Source organism: Micromonospora sp. CNZ322 (genome assembly GCF_007827755.1).
Genome location: NZ_VITD01000010.1, coordinates 147,366 through 169,562, shown reverse-complemented (window position 1 = coordinate 169,562; position 22,197 = coordinate 147,366). Strand labels below are relative to the sequence as shown.

Annotated in this window: 28 protein-coding genes; 13 read left to right on the top strand and 15 right to left on the bottom strand. The window is 71.4% G+C overall.

All coding sequences use genetic code 11. From position 1 onward, the window contains the following. Positions 1 to 5 precede the first annotated feature (5 nt). From FB453_RS23200 to sigB, 4 genes are all read right to left on the bottom strand, one after another. Positions 6 to 413 (bottom strand): VOC family protein, encoded by a 408-nt coding sequence (locus FB453_RS23200; protein WP_145793317.1) that lies wholly within the window; start codon positions 411 to 413, stop codon positions 6 to 8. Beyond that, a complete protein-coding gene (locus tag FB453_RS23195; RefSeq protein ID WP_145793315.1) occupies positions 410 to 916 on the bottom strand; it encodes an SRPBCC family protein in 507 nt (168 codons plus the stop codon). The genes FB453_RS23200 and FB453_RS23195 overlap by 4 nt, the downstream gene beginning before the upstream one ends. Continuing rightward, complete coding sequence (locus tag FB453_RS23190; RefSeq protein ID WP_145793478.1) at positions 913 to 1,290, bottom strand: metalloregulator ArsR/SmtB family transcription factor; 378 nt, start codon at positions 1,288 to 1,290, stop codon at positions 913 to 915. Before FB453_RS23190 ends, FB453_RS23195 begins: the two co-directional genes overlap by 4 nt. Positions 1,291 to 1,413: 123 nt before the next feature. Further along, positions 1,414 to 2,430, bottom strand: coding sequence for an RNA polymerase sigma factor SigB (gene sigB, locus FB453_RS23185; protein WP_091400580.1), 1,017 nt, complete (start codon positions 2,428 to 2,430; stop codon positions 1,414 to 1,416). Between the two features lie 233 nt (positions 2,431 to 2,663). On the opposite strand from sigB, the gene FB453_RS23180 reads away from it, so the two are divergent. Next, entirely contained in the window at positions 2,664 to 3,452 is a 789-nt protein-coding gene (locus FB453_RS23180; RefSeq protein WP_145793476.1) for a sporulation protein, read from the top strand. Positions 3,453 to 3,479: 27 nt separating this feature from the next. Here the strand turns inward: FB453_RS23180 and dtd are convergent, their stop codons facing one another. Beyond that, the gene (dtd, locus tag FB453_RS23175; protein WP_145793312.1) at positions 3,480 to 3,902 is read right to left on the bottom strand and encodes a D-aminoacyl-tRNA deacylase; all 423 of its coding nucleotides are present in this window, start codon (positions 3,900 to 3,902) and stop codon (positions 3,480 to 3,482) included. Continuing rightward, positions 3,902 to 5,386 (bottom strand): DUF7782 domain-containing protein, encoded by a 1,485-nt coding sequence (locus tag FB453_RS23170; protein ID WP_186718464.1) that lies wholly within the window; start codon positions 5,384 to 5,386, stop codon positions 3,902 to 3,904. The genes dtd and FB453_RS23170 overlap by 1 nt, the downstream gene beginning before the upstream one ends. A gap of 95 nt (positions 5,387 to 5,481) precedes the next feature. Between FB453_RS23170 and FB453_RS23165 the strand changes: the two genes are divergently transcribed. Next, entirely contained in the window at positions 5,482 to 6,072 is a 591-nt protein-coding gene (locus FB453_RS23165) for an HhH-GPD-type base excision DNA repair protein (protein WP_145793310.1), read from the top strand. A 9-nt stretch (positions 6,073 to 6,081) separates the two neighbouring features. On the opposite strand, the gene FB453_RS23160 is transcribed toward FB453_RS23165, so the two are convergent. Then, a complete protein-coding gene (locus FB453_RS23160; RefSeq protein WP_091400586.1) occupies positions 6,082 to 6,393 on the bottom strand; it encodes a hypothetical protein in 312 nt (103 codons plus the stop codon). A gap of 17 nt (positions 6,394 to 6,410) precedes the next feature. Beyond that, complete coding sequence (locus tag FB453_RS23155; RefSeq protein ID WP_030489374.1) at positions 6,411 to 6,695, bottom strand: hypothetical protein; 285 nt, start codon at positions 6,693 to 6,695, stop codon at positions 6,411 to 6,413. A gap of 104 nt (positions 6,696 to 6,799) precedes the next feature. On the opposite strand from FB453_RS23155, the gene FB453_RS23150 reads away from it, so the two are divergent. Then, the gene (locus FB453_RS23150; protein WP_181518647.1) at positions 6,800 to 7,159 is read left to right on the top strand and encodes a DUF3099 domain-containing protein; all 360 of its coding nucleotides are present in this window, start codon (positions 6,800 to 6,802) and stop codon (positions 7,157 to 7,159) included. 57 nt (positions 7,160 to 7,216) lie between these two features. Here the strand turns inward: FB453_RS23150 and FB453_RS23145 are convergent, their stop codons facing one another. Both FB453_RS23145 and FB453_RS23140 read right to left on the bottom strand, forming a co-directional pair. After that, positions 7,217 to 8,116, bottom strand: coding sequence for a PfkB family carbohydrate kinase (locus tag FB453_RS23145; protein ID WP_145793307.1), 900 nt, complete (start codon positions 8,114 to 8,116; stop codon positions 7,217 to 7,219). Then, positions 8,113 to 9,048, bottom strand: a complete 936-nt coding sequence (locus FB453_RS23140; RefSeq protein WP_145793305.1) for a pseudouridine-5'-phosphate glycosidase — start codon at positions 9,046 to 9,048, stop codon at positions 8,113 to 8,115. The genes FB453_RS23145 and FB453_RS23140 overlap by 4 nt, the downstream gene beginning before the upstream one ends. A gap of 88 nt (positions 9,049 to 9,136) precedes the next feature. Here FB453_RS23140 and FB453_RS23135 point away from each other — a divergent pair, with 88 nt between their 5' ends. The 3 genes from FB453_RS23135 (at position 9,137) to FB453_RS23125 (ending at position 11,981) form a co-directional block, all read left to right on the top strand. Continuing rightward, positions 9,137 to 9,355, top strand: coding sequence for a DUF3039 domain-containing protein (locus FB453_RS23135; protein WP_007456912.1), 219 nt, complete (start codon positions 9,137 to 9,139; stop codon positions 9,353 to 9,355). A gap of 40 nt (positions 9,356 to 9,395) precedes the next feature. After that, a complete protein-coding gene (locus FB453_RS23130) occupies positions 9,396 to 10,058 on the top strand; it encodes a trimeric intracellular cation channel family protein (RefSeq protein WP_091400592.1) in 663 nt (220 codons plus the stop codon). A gap of 189 nt (positions 10,059 to 10,247) precedes the next feature. Next, positions 10,248 to 11,981, top strand: a complete 1,734-nt coding sequence (locus FB453_RS23125) for a DEAD/DEAH box helicase (RefSeq protein ID WP_112586740.1) — start codon at positions 10,248 to 10,250, stop codon at positions 11,979 to 11,981. A gap of 490 nt (positions 11,982 to 12,471) precedes the next feature. Here the strand turns inward: FB453_RS23125 and FB453_RS23120 are convergent, their stop codons facing one another. Together FB453_RS23120 and FB453_RS23115 are read right to left on the bottom strand one after the other, a co-directional pair. Then, positions 12,472 to 12,705: a DUF7455 domain-containing protein gene (locus FB453_RS23120; protein WP_091402071.1), complete on the bottom strand. Its 234-nt coding sequence runs from the start codon at positions 12,703 to 12,705 to the stop codon at positions 12,472 to 12,474. A gap of 245 nt (positions 12,706 to 12,950) precedes the next feature. Further along, a complete protein-coding gene (locus tag FB453_RS23115) occupies positions 12,951 to 14,555 on the bottom strand; it encodes an RNA polymerase sigma factor (RefSeq protein WP_145793302.1) in 1,605 nt (534 codons plus the stop codon). Between the two features lie 667 nt (positions 14,556 to 15,222). Between FB453_RS23115 and FB453_RS23110 the strand changes: the two genes are divergently transcribed. Further along, positions 15,223 to 16,041, top strand: coding sequence for an inositol monophosphatase family protein (locus FB453_RS23110; protein WP_145793299.1), 819 nt, complete (start codon positions 15,223 to 15,225; stop codon positions 16,039 to 16,041). Positions 16,042 to 16,175: 134 nt separating this feature from the next. Here the strand turns inward: FB453_RS23110 and FB453_RS23105 are convergent, their stop codons facing one another. Beyond that, positions 16,176 to 16,688, bottom strand: coding sequence for a LytR C-terminal domain-containing protein (locus FB453_RS23105; RefSeq protein ID WP_181518699.1), 513 nt, complete (start codon positions 16,686 to 16,688; stop codon positions 16,176 to 16,178). 432 nt (positions 16,689 to 17,120) lie between these two features. On the opposite strand from FB453_RS23105, the gene FB453_RS23100 reads away from it, so the two are divergent. Next, positions 17,121 to 17,417: a DUF4193 domain-containing protein gene (locus FB453_RS23100; protein WP_007075406.1), complete on the top strand. Its 297-nt coding sequence runs from the start codon at positions 17,121 to 17,123 to the stop codon at positions 17,415 to 17,417. A 119-nt stretch (positions 17,418 to 17,536) separates the two neighbouring features. Next, a complete protein-coding gene (locus tag FB453_RS23095) occupies positions 17,537 to 18,388 on the top strand; it encodes a hypothetical protein (protein ID WP_145793297.1) in 852 nt (283 codons plus the stop codon). A gap of 19 nt (positions 18,389 to 18,407) precedes the next feature. Here FB453_RS23095 and FB453_RS23090 read toward each other — a convergent pair whose 3' ends face one another. After that, complete coding sequence (locus tag FB453_RS23090; RefSeq protein WP_486480396.1) at positions 18,408 to 18,941, bottom strand: DUF3093 domain-containing protein; 534 nt, start codon at positions 18,939 to 18,941, stop codon at positions 18,408 to 18,410. An 83-nt stretch (positions 18,942 to 19,024) separates the two neighbouring features. On the opposite strand from FB453_RS23090, the gene dut reads away from it, so the two are divergent. The 4 genes from dut (at position 19,025) to FB453_RS23070 (ending at position 21,460) form a co-directional block, all read left to right on the top strand. Continuing rightward, the gene (dut, locus tag FB453_RS23085) at positions 19,025 to 19,561 is read left to right on the top strand and encodes a dUTP diphosphatase (protein WP_091400603.1); all 537 of its coding nucleotides are present in this window, start codon (positions 19,025 to 19,027) and stop codon (positions 19,559 to 19,561) included. Positions 19,562 to 19,586: 25 nt separating this feature from the next. Further along, positions 19,587 to 20,252 (top strand): DUF3710 domain-containing protein, encoded by a 666-nt coding sequence (locus FB453_RS23080; protein WP_145793293.1) that lies wholly within the window; start codon positions 19,587 to 19,589, stop codon positions 20,250 to 20,252. 118 nt (positions 20,253 to 20,370) lie between these two features. After that, on the top strand, positions 20,371 to 20,751 hold the full coding sequence (locus FB453_RS23075) for an OB-fold nucleic acid binding domain-containing protein (protein ID WP_091400608.1): 381 nt from the start codon (positions 20,371 to 20,373) through the stop codon (positions 20,749 to 20,751). Positions 20,752 to 20,776: 25 nt separating this feature from the next. Continuing rightward, the gene (locus tag FB453_RS23070; protein ID WP_145793291.1) at positions 20,777 to 21,460 is read left to right on the top strand and encodes a DUF3159 domain-containing protein; all 684 of its coding nucleotides are present in this window, start codon (positions 20,777 to 20,779) and stop codon (positions 21,458 to 21,460) included. A gap of 44 nt (positions 21,461 to 21,504) precedes the next feature. On the opposite strand, the gene FB453_RS23065 is transcribed toward FB453_RS23070, so the two are convergent. Next, positions 21,505 to 22,194: a potassium channel family protein gene (locus tag FB453_RS23065; protein ID WP_112586754.1), complete on the bottom strand. Its 690-nt coding sequence runs from the start codon at positions 22,192 to 22,194 to the stop codon at positions 21,505 to 21,507. Positions 22,195 to 22,197: the final 3 nt, after the last annotated feature.

Sequence of the window (22,197 nt, the reverse complement as noted above, 5' to 3'; positions counted from 1 at the left end):
GCCGGTCAGGCGCGGCTGGAGATCTGCTGGACGCCCCAGGTGTTGCCGTCCGGGTCGGCGAAGAAGACGAAGCCGACGTTGTCCAGCGGATCCGGCACCGGCCGGGGGTTCTGACCCACCACCTGGATCTCGCTGACCTCCACACCCCGCCCGACCAGCTCCTCGTGGGCCCGCTTCAGGTCGGGCACCACCAGTTGCAGGCCCTTGAGTGAGCCGGGCGGCATCTGCGGGACGACGCCCTTACCGATCACGATCGAGCAGCCCGAGCCGGGCGGCGTCAGCTGGACGATGCGCGCGTCGTCATTGATGACGGTGTCGTGGTCCACCGTGAAGCCGAGCTGGTCGGCGTAGAACTTCTTCGCCCGCTCCACATCGGAGACCGGCACGATCACCACTTCGAGTGTCCAGTTCATGGTTGCTCTTCTCGTATCGTCGTTATGGAACGCAGCAGTTCGGCGAGCCGCGTGTAGCTCTGCCCGACCCCTCGGGTCATCGGGTAGCGCAGCACGGTGTCCCGCCCCTTCGCGGTGGCGTAGAGCAGCGTGGTGGTGACCGTCGTCCGACCGGCCAGTTCGGTGAACTCGTGGCTGACCAGCGTCTCGCCCGGATAGGACTGGTCGTCGAACAGCTCGGTGCAGACCAGCCGGTGCGGTGGCTCGATCTGCCGGTAGACCCCAGCCTGGACCATCTGCGCGCCCTCCGGGCCCTGCGACACGAACCGCCACCGTCCACCGATCCGCAGGTCGACGTCGCACTCCGTCAGCCTCCAGCCACGCGCGCCGTACCACCGGGTCAGCAGTTCGGGTCGGGTGAAGGCGGCGAACACCAGCTGTGCCGGTGCCTCGAACAGCCGACTCAACACGATCTCCCGATCACCCGGGGTGTGGACGACGAGCGGGTCGTCGACGTTGGTCAACCGCCCGTTCCGTTCGGTCTGGCGGGTCGACGCTCGGTGCCGGTGCGGTCGACGGACTGGAGTTCGTCGAGCAGTGCGTCGAGGCGTTGGTAGCTTTCCGCCCAGTAGTCGCGGTAGTCGGCGAGCCAGGCTGTCGCCTCCCGCAGCGGTCGGGCCTCCAGGCGGCAGGGTCGGCGCTGGGCGTTCCGCCCCCGGCTGACGAGGCCAGCGCGTTCCAGCACCTTGAGGTGCTTGGAGATGGCCGGCTGGCTCATCGCGAAGGGTGCTGCCAGCTCTGTCACGGTCGCCTCCCCGGCCGCGAGCCGGGCGAGGATGGCCCGCCGGGTCGGGTCGGCCAGCGCCGCGAAGGTCGCGTCCAGCAGTTCGGTGCCCACCACGTATAACCTCCTGGTTTTATAACCACATGGTTTTTATCGTGGATGGGGTCACCGGTCAAGCACTTCGACAGCACGGAAGGCCCCGGCGAACCGCCGGGGCCTTCCGTGGGAACCGGTGCGTCAGCAGGCGTACGCCTCCAGGCGCTGGGCCCGCTCCGGGGCGCGCAGCTTCAGCAGCGTCACCTTCTCGATCTGCCGGATCCGCTCCCGGGACAGGCCGAACTCCCGGCCGACCTCGTCGAGGGTGCGCTGGCGGCCGTCGTCCAGGCCGAACCGGAGGCGGATGACCGCCTGTTCCCGCTGGGACAGGGTGGAGAGCACGATGCTGACCTCGTTGCGCAGTTCGCCCTGGGCGGCGGCGTCGCCCGGCTCGGTGCGCGGGTCCACCGAGGCCACGAAGTCGCCGAGCGCGCTCTCACCGTCGTCGCCGACGGCCTGGTCCAGGCTGACCGGTTCCCGGTCGTAGGAGATCAGCTCGATGACCTGGATCTCGGGGATCTCCAGTGCGCGGGCCACCTCGGCGACAGTCGGCTCGCGGCCCAGCGTCACCGCCAGTTCGCGGCGGGCCCGGACCATCCGGTTGACCTGCTCGACCATGTGCACGGGGATGCGGATGGTGCGGGCCTGGTCGGCCATGGCGCGGGTGATGGCCTGTCGGATCCACCAGGTGGCGTACGTGGAGAACTTGTAGCCCTTGGCGTAGTCGAACTTCTCCACCGCCCGGATCAGACCGAGATTGCCCTCCTGAATCAGGTCGAGAAACGCCATGCCACGGCCGGTGTAGCGCTTGGCGATGCTGACCACCAGCCGCAGGTTCGCCTCCAACAGGTGGTCCTTGGCCGCCCGACCCTCCGCGACGATCAGCTCCAGGTCGGCTCGCAGCTCCGCCGAGACCGGGGTGCAGGTGGCTAGCTTCTCGTCGGCGAACAGGCCGGCCTCGATGCGCCGGGCCAGGTCGACCTCCTGCGCGGCGGTCAGCAGCTTCGTCCGGCCGATTCCGTTGAGGTAGGCCCGGACCAGGTCGGTGGAGATGCCGCGCTCGTCGGTGGCGTCCAGGTCGACGAGGGCCTCGGGGGCTCCGTCAGTGTCGGTCGTGGTGGCCGGGCGCGTCCGGTGTTCCGTCATCTGAAGGACCATCTCTGTCTCTCCCCGTTTCCACGTCGGTGCCGTGTTCCCGGCCCAGTGGCGCCGGTGTGAACAACAGCTTGGCGGGCGGGGCGTAAAACGGGAGTGAGGCGATCGGGCACCCGACAGGAATTGCGTCGGATCGCTGGTGCGGTGTGTCACCGGAGTGTGTGGTTGCCCGCCCCGGCTACGTTGCGGACGGCCGGCCATCTCTGGTCGGCCGGAAACGACAGTTGGAGGACGGTGTGGTCTTCAAGCGGCTCATGAAGGCGATGGGCGTCGGTGGTCCGTCGGTGGAGACGGTGCTGGCCAACGCGAACTGCCGCCCTGGCGGCCAGCTGGAGGGCCGGATCCAGGTGCTGGGCGGCGACCACCAGGTCGACATCGACCACGTCGCCCTCGGCCTGGTCACCCGGGTCGAGGTGGAGAGCGGCGACAACGACTACGACACCACTCAGGAGCTCCACCGCCAGCAGGTCACCGGCGCGTTCCGGCTGGAGCCGGGGCAGCGCTACGACCTTCCGTTCCGCTTCGACGTGCCGTGGGAGACACCAGTCACCGAGCTGTACGGGCAGCACCTGCACGGAATGACGATGGGCCTGCGTACCGAGCTGGAGGTAGCCCGCGCGGTCGACAAGGGTGATCTGGACGCCGTGTCGGTGCACCCGCTACCGGCGCAGGAGCGACTGCTGGACGCGCTGCTGCGGCTGGGCTTCCGGTTCGCGCGCGCCGATGTGGAACGTGGTCACATCTACGGCGTACGCCAGACGTTGCCGTTCTACCAGGAGATCGAGTTCAGCCCGGCACCGCAGTACGCCCGCTCGATCAACCAGTTGGAGGTCACCTTCATCGCCGACGCGCAGCAGATGCAGGTGGTGCTGGAGGTCGACAAGCGCGGCGGTGTCTTCACCGAGGGCCGGGACGCCTTCGGTCGGTTCACTGTCGATCACGCCACCGCCAACCGCACCGACTGGACCGCCGAACTCGACAACTGGCTCCGCCAGTCCCTGTCCCGCCGAGGCCTCTTCTCCTAACCTCACCCGGCAGATCACCGCTGTTGGTCAGAGGTCCAGGAGGAGGGTTTGGGGGCCTATGTTGATGCTCTCCACCAGCATGTGGGTGCGGAAGCGACCGGTCTCCACCTTCGCTCCCCGTTCGCGTAGGGCGTCGACCACCGCTGTCACCAGTGGCTCGGCGACCTCGGCGGGGGCGGCGGCGGTCCAGCTCGGTCGGCGGCCCTTGCGGGCGTCGCCGTAGAGGGTGAACTGGCTGACCACCAGGATCGGCGCGCCGGTGTCGGCGGCGGACCGCTCACCGTCGAGGATGCGTACCTCGTGCACCTTGCGGGCCATCGTCTGAGCGGTCTCCGCGGTGTCGGAGTGGGTCACGCCGAGCAGCACCAGCAGGCCGTTCTCGATGGCACCGACCACCTCGCCGTCCACCGTCACGCTGGCCCGCCCGACGGTCTGCACCACCGCTCGCATCAGGCGCTCACCGGCTCGATGAAGCCGCGCTCCACCAGGTGCGCCACGATCGGGCCGGCGGCCTCGGCCATCTCGTCGGGTTCGACGTCGTGCGCGGCGGCGAGCAGGGCGAGCTGGTCACGCAGCGGCAGCCGGCCGTCGGCGCCGCCGACCAGCGCCAGCACCAGCGGGTCGATCTCCTCGGTCCAGCGCAGGCCGTGCGGCATCGCGAGGACCTGCCGGTCCACCCCCCAGCCCTCGTCGCCCATGGTGGCCTCCTGTCGCAGCTGGAGGCCCTCGGCGGCCCGGTAGCGCTCGGCGAGCAACGCCTCGGTGTCGCGTACCCGGAGAAAGTCCTGGCGGTCGAACCAGGCGGCGACCTGGTCGCCCAGCGGTGGCTGCACCCGCTGGCGCAGATCCTCCACCCGGACCACCGGGTCGGCGTGCCCGCTCCGACGCAGTGACACGATGCCGAAGCCGATGCCCTCCACCTTGTGCGCGTCGAACCAGTCCAGCCAGGCGGCCATCCGCTGCGGGTCGGCGGTCTCGCCGACGTCGGTGAGCCACAGGTCGACGTACGCCATCGGGTCGGCCACCTCGCGCTGGATCACCCAGGCGTCCAGGTCGGTCCCGGCGAACCAGCCGGCCACCCGCTCGTCCCACTCCTCGCCGGCGACGTGCACCCAGTTCGCCAGGTACTGCATGGTGCCGCCCTCGGTGAGCAGGCCCGGGGCGGCGGCGGCCAGTTCGGCGCCGATCGCGTCACCGACCCGGCCGGAGTCGCGGTACACGTGCGTGGTCGTGCCCGGGCCGACCACGAACGGTGGGTTGCTCACCACCAGGTCGAACCGCCGACCGGCCACCGGGGCGACCAGGTCGCCGCGGAGCAGCTCCCAGTCCTGACCGTTGAGGGCGGCGGTGGTCGCGGCGAAGCGCAGCGCCCGCTCGGAGAGGTCGCTGGCGGTCACCGACCTGGCGTGGGTGCCCAGGTGCAGGGCCTGGATGCCGGAGCCGGTGCCCAGGTCCAGTGCGGTGTCGACCGGCCGGCGCATGGTCGCGCCGATCAGGGTGTGGGTCGCCCCGCCGACGCCGAGGACGTGCTCGGCGTGCAACGGGCGACCCGGGCGGGCACTGGCCGGCACGTCGGCGAGCACCCACCAGTCCTCGCCGTACGGCTCCAGGTCGATGCCGGCACGCAGGCCGTCGCCGTACCGCTCGACCAGCCCGCCGGCCAGGGCCTCGGCCAGGCTCAGTGGCGCCAGCGCGGCGGTCACCGCCGCCTCCGACTCGGTCTGGGCGCAGATGAACAGCCGGATCAGGGTGCCGAGCGGGTCGCCGTCCCCGGTGGCCAGCAGCGCGGCCCGGTAGTCGTTGCGGGCGACAGCCGCGGTCGCCTGGGCGCCCAGCCGCTCGGCGATGCCGTGACTGGTGAATCCGGTCCGGGTCAGTGCGGTGCGCAGCGCGTCGACGCCGGCGGGGGAGAGCAGCATGTCGTGTTCGTCCACCCCGACATCCTGCCTCCCGTTGGGTCCCGGGTCAGCGTCACCCGCCGGAAGGTGTCGGAGCGTCGGTGTCCGCCCGGTTCGGTACGCCAGGCAGGATGGTCCGCATGACGCTTGTCCTGCCCATCGACCCGGAGGCCAACCGGCTGCTGGAGCGCAGCCCGCTGGCCCTGCTGGTCGGCATGGTTCTCGATCAACAGGTGCCGATGGAGAAGGCGTTCTCGTCGCCGTACGTGCTCCAGCAGCGGCTCGGCCAAGAGCTGGACGCGGCGGAGCTGGCCGGGTACGACCCGGAGGCCCTGGTCGCGCTCTTCGCCCAGCCGCCCGCGTTGCACCGGTTTCCCAAGGCCATGGCGGCCCGGGTGCAGGAGGTCTGTCAGGTGCTGGTGGAGCGCTACGACGGTGACGCGGCGCTGCTCTGGGCCGAGGTTGCCGATGGGCCGGAGCTGCTGCGCCGGGTCGCCGCGCTGCCCGGCTTCGGCAAGCAGAAGGCGCAGATCTTCGTGGCCCTGCTCGGCAAGCGGTTCGGAGTGACCCCGCAGGACTGGCGGAAGGCAGCCGGAGACTACGGCGACCCGGGCGCGTACCGGTCGGTGGCCGACGTCACCGACGCCGATTCGCTGCGTCGGGTGCGAGAGTTCAAGCAGCAGATGAAGGCGGCGGCCAAGGCGAAGGCGAGCGGCGGCTGAGCCGTCTGCTCAGGCGGCGGTGGGGTGCGCCAGCGAGGCCAGGGCGCGCCGGACGTCGGCCAGCGAGACGGTCGCCGAGTCGTCCAGGTCGGCCAGGCCGGCCTCGATCCACTGGCGCATCAGCGTGGTGACCCCGATGCCCCGGGCGTCGGCGGCGGCGCGAACCCGCTCGTAGGTGTCCAGTGGCAGCCGCACCGAGCGGCTCACCATCGGCACGTCGCTGTCGGGAGTCGGCAGCTCCGCCGCCGGGCTCTCGTCGATCAGCTCGGCGATTCGCTCGCCACCGTCGTGGAACTGCTTGGTCGCGTCGTTACGGTGCATCGTCACGGCCTCCTCATCTACCGAGATCTCCGCACGGCCTCGTCGTAGCGCTTGGACTCGACGTCGCTCAACTCGCGGGCGGAGAGAATGTCCCAGTCGTTGTCGGTGCCATCGGCCTCGGCGAGCAGCACCGCCAGCCGGCGGCCCCGACGGGCGGCGGCGTAGACCACCATCACGTCGTCACCCAGATGACGGATGACCCGTCGGGCGCTGTGCAGCGCCTCCCAGACTTCCCCGGGTGTGACGTCGTAGACCCTCAGGTTGGCCAACGCCTCGTCGGTGAAGCTGAACCTGCTGCCCACATCGCGGAGCGTACCACGGGCGTAACACGCGGCGGGATGACTCGAAGTTCGCTGATCACGGCCCCGCGGTGACAGGATGAGGCGTAACCCCCTCGAGGAGGTCCATGGTGAAGCGTCAGGCGTACCAGCCGATTCTGATCACCGACGCCTCGCGCAGCCAGGGTGATCAGCTCAACAGCCGTCAGCGCCGCTATGTCCTGATGATGGGCATCCGGGTGGCCTGCATCATTGTCGGCGCGATCCTGGTCGGTGCGAACGCCCCACTGCTCTGGCTCTGGCTGCCGTTGTGCGCCCTCGGCATGGTGCTCATCCCCTGGCTGGCCGTGCTGCTGGCCAATGACCGGCCGCCGAAGGAAGAGCACCGGCTGGCCAACCGGTTCCACCGCCGGCACACGGACGACACCCCGCCGATGAGCCTCACCGCCGAGGAGCGCCCACACAAGGTCATCGACGTCGAACCCTGACCCGCGAACGGGCCAGGGTCCGATCCGTCCCGACCGCGCCAGGCCCGGCGCCGGCCGCTACGTCTGTGGCCGAGCCCCGGCGGTGGAGACGGCGAGCGCACCCAGGTCGGTGGCGCGGCTCAGTGCCGCGGCCGGGGTGGCACCGGCGAGCCACGCGGTGAGCAGACCGGCCGCGAAGGCGTCGCCCGCGCCCGTGACGTCCACCACCGCCACCCGGCTGGCCGGAGCCACGCAGACCGGGGTGGTGCGGTCCACCCAGACCGCGCCGGCCGCGCCACGCTTCACGACCACCCGCCGGGCCGTCGCCGACAGCGCCCGCCCCTGCGCCGCCGGGTCCAGCCCGCCGGCCAGCACCGTGGCCTCGTCCGCGTTGACCAGGAGCAGGTCGATGTCGCGTACCCAACTCAGGAACGCCGCCGCGCCGACCCGCCGCAACGGCGCCGCGGAGGCCGCGTCGACGCTGATGGTGAGCCCGCGCTCGCGGGCGGCGGCCAACGCCCGCAGCCCCGCGCCGCGCGACTCCGCGTCCAACAGGGTGTACGCGGACAGGTGCAGATGCCCAGCGCCGGGCGCCGCCGCGAGGGCCTGCTCGACGTGCGCGGCGCTCAGCCGCAGGTTCGCGCCCCGCTGGCTGACCATGGTGCGCTCGTCGTCGGCGGCCAACACGATGACAGTGCCGGTCGGGGCGCCCTCGACCCGCTCGATGGCGCAGTCGACGCCCGCCCGTTCCAGCTCGGCCACCCGGTCCCGCCCGGCGTCGTCGTCACCGACGGCGCCGACGAGCGTGACGTCCACCCGCTGCGCGGCGACCCAGGCGGCGGTGTTGGCCGCCTGACCGCCGCCGCCGAGACTGATCGCGGCTCCGGTGTCCGAGCCGGCCGCGAGCGGCCCGGACAACACGGCGACCACATCGGTGATCACGTCCCCGACGACGACCACCCGGGCCGGTCGGGTCATGCCGGGACGGCGGTGCCGCGGGCCACCGAGGCGACCGCGATCCGCGCGGCCAGGTCGGCGTTGCGCAGGATGATCCGAACGTTCACCGCCAGGCTCGCGCCCTCGGTGGCCGAGTGGAAGTGCGCGAGCAGGTACGGGGTGACGGCCTTTCCGGTGATCCCGTCCCGCTCCAGCAGGGCCAGGCCCTCGGTGAGCGTCCGGTCGTGCAGCTCCGGGTCGAGCTGCTCGTCGACCGGCAGCGGGTTGGCGATGAGCAGCCCGCCGGTGTGCACGGCGTGCCCGTCGCGGGCGGCGAGCACGGCGGCGACCTGCTCCGGCGAGTCCACCGACCAGTCCAGGTCGAAGCCGGCGTCGGTGAGGTAGAAGCCGGGGAACCGGCGGGTGCGGTAACCGACCACAGCGACCCCGAGGGTCTCCAGGCGCTCCAGCGTCGCGCCCACGTCGAGGATCGACTTGACCCCGGCGCAGACCACAGCGATCGGGGTCTGCGCCAGGGTGACCAGGTCCGCCGACTCGTCGAAGGTGTGCGCGGCCTCCCGGTGCACCCCACCCAGCCCGCCGGTGGCGAACACGCCGATGCCGGCGGCGGCGGCCACCGCGCTGGTCGCGGCCACCGTGGTCGCGCCGTCAGCGCCGGTCGCGGCAGCCACCGCGAGGTCGCGGACGGAGAGCTTCGTCACCCCGTCGACGGTGGCCAGCCGGGTCAGCTGCGCGTCGTCCAGGCCGACCACCAGCTCGCCGGCGATCATGCCGATCGTCGCCGGAACGGCCCCGGCGTCCCGAACCGTTCGCTCGATCTCCCTGGCCACCCGCAGGTTCTCCGGTCGGGGCAGACCGTGCGAGACGATGGTGCTCTCCAGCGCGACGACGGGCCGGCCGTCGCGCAGGGCTTCGGCGACCTCGGTGCCGTAGCTGATGCGAAAGTCAGTCACACGGGCACCGTACGGGGTGGGGCCTCGACCGGCCTCAAGTGGACCCGGCCATGATGACCTGCCAAACTTGTCGGTTGGAGGTGCAGACGTGAGCACAGAGGTTCTCGAGCGTCCGGAGCTGAAGGACGCCGATACCGGTCCCGAGATGTTCCACTACGTCCGCAAGGAGAAGATCGCCGAGAGCGCCGTCATGGGCACTTTCGTCGTCGCTCTCTGCGGCGAGACCTTCCCGGTCACCAAGGCGGCCAAGCCGGGTTCGCCGGTCTGCCCCAAGTGCAAGGAGATCTACGACTCGTACCGTGAGTGAACCTCGGCCGGTGCTCCGGCCGGCGACGTAGCCTGCGGCGGTGACCACCTCCACCGCCCTGCTCCTCGCCGACCTGACCGGGGTGGCGGTGTTCGCCGCGTCCGGGGCCTCGGCGGCGGTGGCCAAGCGACTGGACCTGTTCGGTGTCGCGTTCGTCGGCTTCGTGGCCGCCCTCGGCGGTGGGATCTTCCGGGACCTGGTCATCGACGAGGTGCCGCCGCTGGCCTTCGCCGACTGGCGGTACGCGGCCACCGCCGCGATCACCGCGCTCGCCGTCTTCTGGCTGCACCCGCAACTGGTCCGACTGCGCACCACAGTGCTGGTGCTGGACGCGGCCGGTCTGGCGCTGTTCACCGTCACCGGCACGCTCAAGGCGCTCGACGCCCGGGTGCCGGCCGTCGGGGCCTGCCTGATCGGCATGCTCACCGCGATCGGCGGCGGGCTGGGCCGCGACCTGCTCACCGCCGAGATCCCCGTCGTGCTGCGCCGGGAGATCTACGCGCTGGCGGCACTGGCCGGTTCGGTCCTGGTGGTGCTGCTGTACGTCACCGGGCAGACCGGGCCCGCGCCGCTCACCGCCGCCGCCGTCCTGGTCTTCGGGCTACGCCTGATCGCGCTGCGTCGACGCTGGTCGGCGCCGGTGGCCACGCTGCGCCCGCCCCGTGCCGACGGGGCGGATCCACGCACCGACCGCGAGTGGTGAGACGTCGGGCCGCCGTTCGAATGGGTGCGGGATTGTGACCAGCGTGGCGTCGCCTGGGCCCGACGGCCCGTGCTGGTTATGCTGAGTCGGCCTTCGCGGCAGCTTCTGCGCGGAGGCGTTTTCATGGGCGGCGGATCCTCGTGGCCCTCGCCCGGGGTCCGCCATCGTGCGGTCGGAGAGGAGCTTCGCGTGGCAGCCCGGACGCCGGTGCTCGAGACGTTCCCGGCGCTACGCGCCTGGCAGCGCAAGGCGCTGGTGGAGTACCTGCGTCGCCGTAGCGAGGACTTCACCGCGGTCGCCACGCCCGGCGCCGGCAAGACCACCTTCGCCCTGCGGATCGCGGCCGAGTTGCTCGGTGACGGCACCGTGGAGGCGGTCACCGTGGTCGCCCCGACCGAGCACCTGAAGAACCAGTGGGCCGACGCGGCGGCCCGGGTGGGCATCCAACTCGACGCCGCCTTCCGCAACGCCGACCTGCACTCCTCGGCCGACTTCCACGGCGCGGTGGTCACCTACGCGCAGGTGGGGATGGCCCCGCAGGTGCACCGGCGACGCACCATGACCCGACGCACCCTGGTCATCCTCGACGAGATCCACCACGCCGGCGACTCCCGGTCCTGGGGCGACGGGGTGAAGAACGCCTTCGAACCCGCCGTACGCCGGCTGATGCTCACCGGTACGCCGTTCCGCTCCGACGACAACCCGATCCCGTTCGTCAGCTACGAGCGGGGCGGAGACGGGCTGCTGCGCTCCCGCGCCGACTCGGTGTACGGCTACTCCGACGCGCTGCGCGACGGGGTGGTCCGGCCGGTGCTCTTCCTGGCGTACTCCGGGGAGACCCGCTGGCGTACCAACGCGGGGGAGGAGCTGGCGGCCCGGCTGGGCGAGCCGATGACCCAGGACCTGGTCGCCCAGGCGTGGCGTACCGCCCTGGACCCGGCCGGCGACTGGATGCCACAGGTGCTGCGGGCAGCCGACGCCCGACTCACCGTGCTGCGCAACGCGGGCATGGCCGACGCCGGTGGTCTGATCATCGCCACCGACCAGCAGACCGCCCGCTCGTACGCCAAACTGATCGAGCAGGTGACCGGCGAGAAGGCCGCCGTGGTGCTCTCCGACGACCAGGGCGCGTCCGCCCGGATCGCGACGTTCGCGGCGTCCGACCAGCGGTGGCTGGTCGCGGTGCGGATGGTGTCCGAGGGGGTCGACATCCCGCGACTGGCGGTCGGGGTCTACGCCACCAGCGCCAGCACGCCGCTCTACTTCGCCCAGGCGATCGGCCGGTTCGTGCGGGCCCGCCGGCCCGGGGAGACCGCGTCGGTGTTCCTGCCCAGCGTGCCGCACCTGCTCGGGTTGGCCAGCGAGATGGAGACCGAGCGCGACCACGTACTCGGTAAACCCAAGGAAGCCGACGGTTTCGACGACGACCTGTTGGAACGCGCGCAGCGCGACGACCAGGCCAGCGGGGAGCTGGAGAAACGGTTCGCGGCGCTCTCGGCCACCGCAGAGCTGGACCAGGTGATCTTCGACGGCGCGTCCTTCGGCACCGCGGCCCAGGCCGGCACCCCCGAGGAAGAGGAATACCTCGGCCTGCCCGGTCTGCTCACCGCCGACCAGGTTTCGCTGCTGCTGACCAAGCGGCAGGCCGCACAGCTCGCCGCCCAACGCCGTCGTACGGCCGACGGGGCCGCTCAGCCGGCCGCTGCGCCCACGGCAGCGCCACCCGCACCCATGAGCGCCGCCCAGCGTCGCGTGGCGCTCCGGCGCCAACTGAACGCTCTGGTGGCCGCCCGACACCACCGCACCGGTCAGCCGCACGGCAAGATTCATGCCGAGCTGCGTCGGCTGTGCGGCGGGCCGCCGAGCGCCCAGGCCACCATCGAGCAGCTTGAGGAACGCATCGCCACCGTGCAGACCCTCTAGACCTGCCCGGCCACGCCGTGTCGCGTGATCCACTCGGCTTCCTTGAAGACGCGGTGTTCGAGCGAGGTGGAAAGCGCGACTTCCATGAACCCGAGTGGATCAACGGGCGCCTTGGCGGTACTGCGGCTTGCCTGCCCGGAACGGTTATGGCTGCCCCTATGCGCGCGTCCCGAACTCAAGATCACGCACCATCCTGGTTGTCGTGGTGTCGGTGCGTCGGTGAGGCCACCACGTCCTGGTTCGAGCGTGACCTTGAGGGTCGGTGACGCCCAGACCTCGCTCCCGACCTGTCGGGGGCGGTATCCGTCGTCAAGATCCGCGCAGGATCAGGGAAGTTGTTGTCTCCGGCGTGACGCAGGCAGCAACATCCGGGAAGTTGCTCGGATCCTGGCGCGGGGCCGCGGGGCGCGGGGCGCGGGGCGTTCGGACAGAAAAAGCTGACCGGAGGCACCCTCGGGGTGCCTCCGGTCAGCTATGTCGGTTTGCGGATTTAGTTCGCCATCAGATCGGCGCCACGCCAGCTGAAATCGGGCTCCGTTGCGAACCGCTCGGTGATCTTCACGAGATCCTCCGCGTACTTGTTCGCGTGGTGCCCGCAGAACACCAGCTCGCTCCCACCCGCCAGAGTGATCCGGAGCTTCCCGGCAGCATTGCAGCGGTCGCACCGTTCATCGGCGGCTGGGGGAGCCGCCGTCACGGGCGGCGGCGTGAGGGTCGGGGTCATCGCCTTCCTCCTCTGGTCGTCACCGATGAACAATCTCTTCGGTCGTTGCTCACCTATCGTGCAACACCCTTACTAGGCACTGCCTTCCCTGTGTGCCCGCGGGGGACCGAGGTCACACCTGGAAGGGACAGTGTGCCGTGCACCAAGGGTGCCACGTCAACGATCACATTCGTGCATCCGGACGATCACCATCTGGTGTTGCACACCAGGTGGTCAAAACGACACGTTCGGTTGACGAAACCCGCTCAGTCCAGGTAATCCCGGAGGACCTGCGACCGGGACGGGTGACGCAGCTTGGACATCGTCTTGGACTCGATCTGCCGGATCCGCTCCCGGGTCACCCCGTAGACCTGGCCGATCTCGTCGAGCGTCCGAGGTTGGCCGTCGGTCAGGCCGAAGCGCAGGCGTACCACACCCGCCTCACGCTCGGAGAGCGTCTGCAGCACCTGCTGGAGCTGGTCCTGCAGGAGCGAGAACGAGACCGCGTCGACCGCGACCACGGCCTCGGAATCCTCGATGAAGTCGCCGAGCTGGCTGTCGCCCTCGTCGCCGATGGTCTGGTCCAGTGAGATGGGCTCCCGAGCGTACTGCTGGATCTCCAGCACCTTCTCGGGTGTGATGTCCATCTCCTTGGCCAGCTCCTCCGGAGTGGGCTCGCGGCCCAGGTCCTGGAGCAGCTCACGCTGTATGCGGCCGAGCTTGTTGATGACCTCGACCATGTGCACGGGGATGCGGATGGTGCGGGCCTGGTCGGCCATGGCGCGGGTGATGGCCTGTCGGATCCACCAGGTGGCGTACGTGGAGAACTTGTAGCCCTTGGTGTAGTCGAACTTCTCCACGGCCCGGATCAGACCGAGGTTGCCCTCCTGGATCAGGTCGAGGAAGGCCATGCCACGGCCCGTGTAGCGCTTGGCCAGCGACACCACCAGTCGGAGGTTCGCCTCCAGGAGGTGGTTCTTGGCCCGCTCGCCGTCGCGGGAGATCCAGCCCAGGTCACGGACCATCTCCCGGACGAGCTTCTCCTCGCCCTCGTCAGCAGCCCGCAGCCGCTCGGCGGCGTAGAGCCCGGCCTCGATCCGCTTTGCCAGCTCCACCTCCTGCTCGGCGTTGAGCAGCGGAACCTTGCCGATCTGCTTCAGGTACGCCCGGACGGAGTCGGCGGAGGCGGTCAGCTCGGCGTCGCGTCGCGCCTGCTTGAGGGCCTCGGACTCCTCGTCGTCCCACTCGAAGTCGTTGTCGGTCGCCGAGGCGGCGGCGTCGGTCTCGGCGGCCTGGGCCAGCTCGGCCGGCTCCTCGACCACCACGTCCTCGATCGCGGCGGCCAGCTCCTCCGGGTCGATCTCGCCGTCAGCGCCCTCGCCCTTGGCCTTGCCGCCAGCCTTGGTCGGCTTGGCTCCGGCAGCCGCGGCCACCGTCGCCTTGGTGGCTCGGGTCGACCGGGTCGCCTTCGCCGGCGTCGCGGTGGCGGCCTCGGTGCCGGTCGCCTTGCGAGCGGCCACCTTGCGCGGGGCTGACGTCGCCGGGGCGTCGTCGCCGGCGGGCGCCTGCTTCGGGGCCGGTGCGGCGGCCTTCTTGGTGGTCTTGGCGGTGGTGGCCCGGGACGCCGGCGTGGTCGAGCGGGCCGCGGCGACGCGGCGACGGGTGCTCGCCGAGCCGTCCACCACGACGGTCACTCCCGCCTCGGAGAGCGCCCGCAGGATCTTCTTGGCCTGGGCCGGAGTCACCTCGGCGGACTCGACGGTGCGCGCGAGCTGAGCCGACGTGAGCTGACCACCGGCGCTCTGCGCGTGGGCGATCAGGGTGTCGGTGAGCGAGCGAACGTCGGCGCCGGGCTGGCGGGGTTCTGTCACGAATGACCTTCCGGAGGCGAAGAGCGGGCACGGCGGGTTCGTCCAGCGCAGCGAGGGTTACCGTGCCGGGCGATGTGGTTGAGGGACCCTCGTGTCACGGTCCGGCCGGTGGTCGGCGGTCCGTGCCGCGTGGGCAGGGGTGAATTGTAACGCCGTCTGCGGCGATCATCCTGCTCCGCACCGCGTACCGCCGGTGGGGACCGTCGGTGGGGTGGAGATATGGGCTTCGCGGTAATGATAGCCGCGCGGCCGGCGAAGGGCTTCCTTCGTCGGGCCCGGTGGCGCGCAGATCGTGTCCGAACTGCCGTTTGAGCAGGCAGTACGAGGTCAACGTGGCGGTTGCGAGGGTGCGCGGGTGGCTCACCGAGGTCGCTGCTGGTCCGGCCGGTGGCGTCCCCACCAGGTCGCGGTTGGGCAACGGTTGTGAGCCGAGCATGGACGGGGCGGTAAGCACTTAAGCGACATTACCAACCGAAAGGGGCATATTGGTGGAGGTCGGCTGCTCAAGCCGCGAGGGCGGTGCGGGTGCGCCCACCTCCCAGCGGATCCCAGGTGCCAAAGATCCTGGTCTGGTGCCGTCGTGCGGCGTCGGGAACGATGATCTTCGGAAGCCGGGTCGGTAGTTTCACCCACCCACATGCACCCGGAGTGCGGAAAGAGGCGAATCATGACCAACTCGGCCACGACACCGTCGGAGCTGCTGACCATCGCGGTGGAGGTGGCTCGGGACGCGGCGGACACCGCGTACCGGATGCGCGCCGAGGGGGTCGTCGTCGCCGCCACCAAGAGCACCGTCACCGACGTGGTCACCGCCGCCGATCGGGCGGTGGAGCGGCAGATCCTCGACGCGTTGGCCGCGCGGCGTCCGGACGACTCGGTGCTGGGCGAGGAGTACGGCGAGGGAGCTTCCGGCGCGACGCGCAGCGGTGTGCGCTGGATCGTCGACCCGATCGACGGCACGGTGAACTACCTGTACGGGCTGCCGCACTCCGCGGTCTCGCTGGCCGCCGAGGTGGACGGGGTGGTGGTTGCCGGCGTGGTGCGCAACGTGAGCACCGGCGAGGAATGGACCGCCACGGCCGGCGGTGGGGCCTGGCGCGACGGTGTCCGGCTGCGTTGCTCCGGCGAGGTCGATCTGGGGCAGGCGCTGGTCGGCACCGGCTTCGGCTACGACGCCGGCCGTCGGGCGCACCAGGCGCAGGTGGTGGCCGGGCTGATCGCACACGTACGGGACATCCGCCGGCTCGGCGCCGCGGCGCTGGACCTCTGCCTGGTCGCCGAGGGGCGGCTCGACGCGTACTTCGAGAAGGGCCTTGCGGCCTGGGACCTGGCGGCTGGCGGGCTGGTGGCCGCCGAGGCGGGGGTTCGGGTCGCCGGCCTGGCCGGTCGGGCGCCAGGGCCGGATCTGGTGGTCGCGGCCCCGCCCGCGCTCTTCGCGCCGCTGCATGACCGGTTGGCCGCGCTGGACGCCGCCGGCGGTCCCTGACCGGCGGGCCAGGTCCGCCGGCTTTGAGCGGCCGGCTCCGGCCTTAGAAGCGGCTGGCTGTGGTCGGCGGGCCGGGTCGGTGCCGGCCGCCGACGCCGGCCGCCGACCTGGACAGCGGCGGACCGGTTACGCCGTCACTTGGCGGGTGGGGACGGGCAGGAGCCCTTGGGAGCCTCCGGCGGACCCGAGTCGCCGAGCGACTGGTTGACCTCGGTCGTGGTGGCGAGCTGCTGGAAGCGGTTGCCCAGCACCACGTCCACGGTGTCGTCGGTGCGCTTCGGGTCGTAGCCCGGCACGGCGTTGTTGAGGAAGTACGCCTGGAGCAGGTGCGCGGAACCGACGCCCTTCGGGCCGTACCGCAGCACCGCGACGCTGTCGACCTTCTTCTCGTTCCCGGTCTTCTTGACCTGGAACTGTCGATTGCTGAACTCGTCGGCGACGGTGTGGGCGAGACCGGGCTGATCCGTGGCGTTGAAAACGTTGATCTTGACGTCTTTGCGCTCGCGCAGGGTCAGATCCGCCAGCGGCCAGCCCTCGGGGCAGCCCGCCGCGGTGCCCACGTTGCCCTGGCTGTCGCGGACCACGGCCACGACGACGAAGACCAGGGCGATGATCGCCAGCAGGCCGACGACGACGAGTGCTCGCACGCGCGCAAAACTCATCAGGGCACTCCCCGGACCTCAGTGGGTGGTGGCGGCCGGGAACGATCGCTCAGGCCGCCGGCCGTCGAATACGCCGCTGAGGTTAACGGTTGTCCGGCCGTCGCGTGGAAACAGCCCGACATGCCGGCGCGCCGACCGCGAACCGGGTACTACTACCCCTATCTTCGTGTCGCCTGAATCACATTGGGAACAACTTCGCGTGCGGGGGCGTACATCTCAGCCGCAAGGGCGGTATACATGCCTCGCCCAAGGGGGGGTAAGGTTCCGCGCTCGCAGGGGAGTCGCCCCGGCGAGCTCGACCCGTTCGGTCCTCGGGTCGGGTGCCCGACACAAGTGGTGGCCGGCCAGCGGAACCGAAACAGCGTCGTCCGGCGTTACAACCGGAAGCGACAACATCGATATGGGAGAGTGAAACCGATGGCCACCGACTACGACGCCCCGCGTCGCGACGAGGTCGACCTCGGCGAGGACAGCCTGGAAGAGCTCAAGGCACGGCGCGTCGACTCACAGTCGGGCGCGGTGGACGTCGACGAGGCCGAGGTGGCCGAGAGCTTTGAGCTGCCCGGTGCCGATCTGGCCGACGAGGAGCTCACGGTCAAGGTGCTTCCGATGCAGCAGGACGAGTTCCGGTGCGCCCGCTGCTTCCTGGTCCACCACCGTAGCCAGCTGGCAGTCGAGCGTAACGGCGAGCTGATCTGCCGCGAGTGCGTCTGACAACCACAACAACACCGGCGGCGGCCTCCTGAACGGGGTCGCCGCTGCCGGTGTAGGCATGCGGCAGCGGTGGGTACCTGCTTGACTCGTAGCGGGTAGCCACAGCACCGGGAGGTCCGATGAGCGATCGAGGCGGCACCACCGATGGCGGCACGGACGGCCTCGGTGCCACCCGTGGCACGGATGACCTTGGTGCCACCCGTGGCGCGGAAGACCTCGGTGCCACCGTCGCGGCGTTGACCGCGGACGACATCGCGCCGGCCCGACGCCGCCAACTGCTGACCCGGATGGTCGGACAGGCCCGTGCGCGGGGCATCTCCGACCTGTTCAAGCCGCGCGCCGCCGTGCGGTGGATGGTCGACACCGTCGCCGAGATCGCCCCGCACGTGCCGGTACGGGACCTGGACACGCTGCGCCAGCACTTCCCCGGCCTGGACGATGCCGCCCTGGCCGACCGGCTCATCCGCAACGCGTCGAGGACCACCGCCGCGATCGGCGCAGCCGGTGGGGGCGTCGCCGCCGTCGAGTGGGCGGTGGCCCCGACCCTGCTCTCCGCGCCGGTGCTGCTCGCCGCCGAGACCGTGGCCGTGGTGGCGGTGGAGCTGAAACTCGTCGGCGAGCTGCACGAGATCCACGGCGTGGCACTACCGGCCGCCGGAAGCCAACGGGCGGTCGCGCTGGTGCACTCCTGGGCCACTCAACGCGGCGTCAACCCGATGGTGCCCGGCGTGGGAGTGGGAGCGGTGCTCGGCACCGCCGCCCGCAAGGAGTTGCGGGACATGCTGCTGCGGCGTTTCGGTCGCAACCTCACCACGCTCGGGCCGTTCCTGACCGGCGCGGCGGTGGCCAGCTTCCTCAACCGCCGGGCCACCCAGCAGATGGCCGACCAACTCCAGGTCGACCTGCGTCGGCGGGGCATCGCCCGGCCCGCGCCACCGGCGGCCCTGCCGGGCCCGCCTACCGGCACCTGAGCGGCCCTTCGGCGTCAGGTCAGCCCGGCTCGCCCGCCGTCGGGCGGGTAGCCGCCAGGGCGTCCCGCGCGGTCAGCACCGCCTCGGCCAGCTCGACCGGGTGGCGGGTGCTCACCACCCAGAACGGGGTCGGATCCGCGGGATCGTCGAGGATCACCTGCACTGCGCCGCCGATCCACGGTCGCTGCACCACGAAGGCGAGCGGGTCCGCGCCGACGCCGAGCACCTCACGTCGACCGGCCACGTCCAGCGGCACCACGTCGGCCACGAAACGGACCGGCAGGCGGGCATCGTCCACCCGCAGCTCGGCGTCGGCCACCCCGACCCGGATCCGGCCCAGCCACCACAGCCCCACAGCGGTGAGCGGCACCAGCACGGCGAACGGCAGCCAGGCGCGGACGCCGGAGGCGCCCATCCAGATCTCGACGGCCAGCAACGCGGCGGCCACCAGCCCGGCCAGCCACAGCCACCAGGGCAGATCCAGCCGCTCGGTGTACGCCGAGCGGGCGGCGACCGGCGGCTGATCGGCGGACGGGGAGGGCGACATGCTCACTCCTGCGAGGGTACGGCGCACGGCAGCTCGACGAACCGGCAGGATGGCAGGGTCACCCGCGAACCGGACGGAAGAGGGGACCCGTGACCGACGTCGTACCCGTGCCCGTGCAGCTGCTCGACCCGGAGCTGCCGTTGCCCACGTACGCCCATCCCGGCGACGCCGGGGCCGACCTGGTGGCGGCCGCGGACGTGGAGCTGCCACCCGGCGGCCGTGCCCTGGTGCCCACCGGGGTGGCCATCGCGCTGCCGGAGGGGTACGTGGGCCTGGTCCATCCCCGGTCCGGTTTGGCGGCCAGGCTCGGCGTGACGGTGCTCAACGCGCCCGGTACGGTCGACGCCGGCTACCGGGGTGAGATCCTGGTCAACCTGATCAATCATGATCGGGATGTGCCGGCGAAGATCTCCCGCGGCGATCGGATCGCGCAGCTCGTGGTCCAGCAGGTCGCGCGGGCGCGGTTCGAGCCGGTGGTCGAGCTGCCCGCGTCCCGGCGCGGGACCGGTGGGCACGGGTCCACCGGTGGGCACGCCGGGCTGGTGCCGTCGCCGACGGGCCAGGACCGGGTCGAGCGGCGGCCGAGCGAGCCGGGCCGCGGGCAGACGGAAGAGGTGGCAGGGTGAGTGTGAACAGCGGAGGGCAGGCGCAGTGATCTTCTCCCGAAAGCGGGCCGATGCGGAGCGGCAGACCCGTGACGAGCGGGCCACCCAGGTCCAGGACCAGGGCGATGCGACGCCGACGCTGGAGCGCGGCCCGTACGACATCTCCGAGAGCTACGACGACGTGCAGCGACTCGACCTGGGCAGCCTGCACATCCCGGCGATCGCCGACGTCGAGGTGCGGGTGCAGGCCGACCCGCAGGGTGTGGTCCAGCAGGTTGTGCTGGTGCACGGCGACAACGCGCTCCAGTTGGGCGTCTTCGCCGCCCCCCGGTCCGAGGGGATCTGGGACGAGGTGCGCGAGGAGATCCGGCAGTCGCTGCTCCGCGACGGCGCGAGCGCGCAGGAGGTCGCCGGCGAGTACGGCCCGGAGCTGCACGCCCAGGTGAATACCCCGGACGGTCCGACGAACCTGCGGTTCGTGGGAATCGACGGGCCGCGCTGGATGGTCCGGGGCGTGTTCCAGGGTCCGGTGGCCACCGACCCGGCCATGGCCGGGCCGCTCGTCGAGTGCCTGGACGGCCTGGTGGTCGACCGTGGGCAGGAGGCGAAGCCGGTCCGCGAGCCGCTGCCGCTGCGGCTGCCCCGGGAAATCGCCGACCAGGCCGAGGCCGAGGCGGGCGACGACGCCGCCGCCGCGCCGCGTCAGGTCTGACCGACCGGCGCGCACCGGCCCGCCGGAACCAGCCCCGTCGGCGTACGCTGGCGGCACGGTTCCGGCGCCGCCGGGGCCAGCCGGGGACGGCGAGCGTGGAGAGGGTGACGCGGAGGTCATGATGACCGACGAGGGCCGGGTGTCGCTGCGGCGCATCCTGCAGAGGTTCACCGCCAGCGAGGCCGAGATCGACGCGCAGGAGCTGCGTCGGGAGAGCGCCGAGTGCGGCGGAATCCCCGCCCAGCAGTGCTCCCGGGGTCAGGTGGTCTCGGTCGCCGGTCGGCTGCGCACTGTGGTCTACACGCCGCGCACCAATCTGCCCACCCTTGAGGCCGACCTGTACGACGGCAGTGACGTGGTGACCCTGGTCTGGCTGGGTCGACGGCACATCGCCGGGATCGAGCCGGGCCGGCATCTGACTGCCCGGGGCCGGGTGGCCGTGCGGGACGACCGCAAGGTCATCTACAACCCCTACTACGAGCTGGACTCGCCCAAGTGACGGCACTGCGGACGGAAGGCCGGCGATGACGACGGGACAGGACCGGGCGGCACAGCCGGATACCGACCCTCAGGACGAGGAGCCGCTGCCGACGATCGCCGAGCAGATGGCCGACCAGCTCGGCGGCTGGCGCGGGCTGGTCGAGTCGAGCATCCCGGTCGTGGTGTTCGTCGTCGCCAACATCATCGGCGAGCTGCGGCCGGCGGTGATCGCGTCGATCGCGGTCGCCGTGCTCATCGCCGGGCTGCGGCTGGCCCAGCGTCGGCCGATCCGGCACGCCGTCAACGGGCTCTTCGGCGTCGGCGTCGGCGCGGCCATCGCGTGGCGCACCGGCGACGAGCGTGACTTCTACCTTCCCGGCATCCTCTACGGCATCGGCTACGGCGTCGCCCTGCTGATCTCGGCCGCGATCCGGCAGCCGCTGGTGGGCTGGATCTGGTCGGTGCTGGTGGCCAAGGGCCGTTCGGAGTGGCGGTCCGACCCGAAGCTGGTGCGCACCTTCACGCAGCTGACAGTGCTCTGGGGCGTGGTCTGGTTGGCCAAGGTGGGCGTGCAGGCCGGGCTCTACCTGGCCCACCAGGACACCGCCCTGGGCGTGGCCCGGCTGGCGCTGGGCTACCCGCCGTACGCGCTGCTGTTGCTGATCACGGTCTGGACGGTGCGCCGGGTCACCCGGGAGTCGTCGCCGGCCCCGCTGCCCAGCGCCTGAGCGAGGCCGGGCCACCCGGATCGCTCAGCGCGGCCCCGTCGGGGTCAGCGTGAGCTGCGGGTCCGTTCGACGCTGTCCGGCCCGAGGATCACCGCGCGGACCTCGTCCTCCACCTCGGCGGTGCAGACGAAGATCAGCTCGTCGCCGGCCTCGATCGGGTCGTCCGGGCTGGGCACCAGGACCCGCTTGCCGCGCAGGATCGCCACCAGGGCGGAGTCGCGGGGCAGCGGCACGGCGTGGATCGGCTGGCCGACGTAGGGCGCGGTCGGCGGCAGGGTGATCTCGACGAGGTTCGCCTCGCCCTGCCGGAAGGTCATCAGCCGGACCAGGTCGCCGACGGTGACCGCCTCCTCGACGAGCGCGGCCATCACCCGCGGCTTGCTCACCGCGACGTCCACGCCCCACTGGTCGGTGAACAGCCACTCGTTCTCGGCCCGGTTGACCCGGGCGACCACGCGGGGTACCGCGAACTCGGTCTTGGCCAACAGCGACAGCACAAGGTTGGTCTTGTCGTCGCCGGTCGCCGCGACCACCACGTCGCAGCCGGCGATGTTGGCCTCCTCCAGGCTGCTCAGCTCGCACGCGTCGGCCAGAACCCAGTCGGCGGCCGGCACCCGGTCCGGGCGCAGCATCTTGGGTTGGCGCTCGATCAGCATCACCTGGTGGCCGTTGTCGATCAACTCCTGGGCGATCGAGCGGCCCACGTTGCCCGCGCCCGCGATGGCGACCCGCATGGC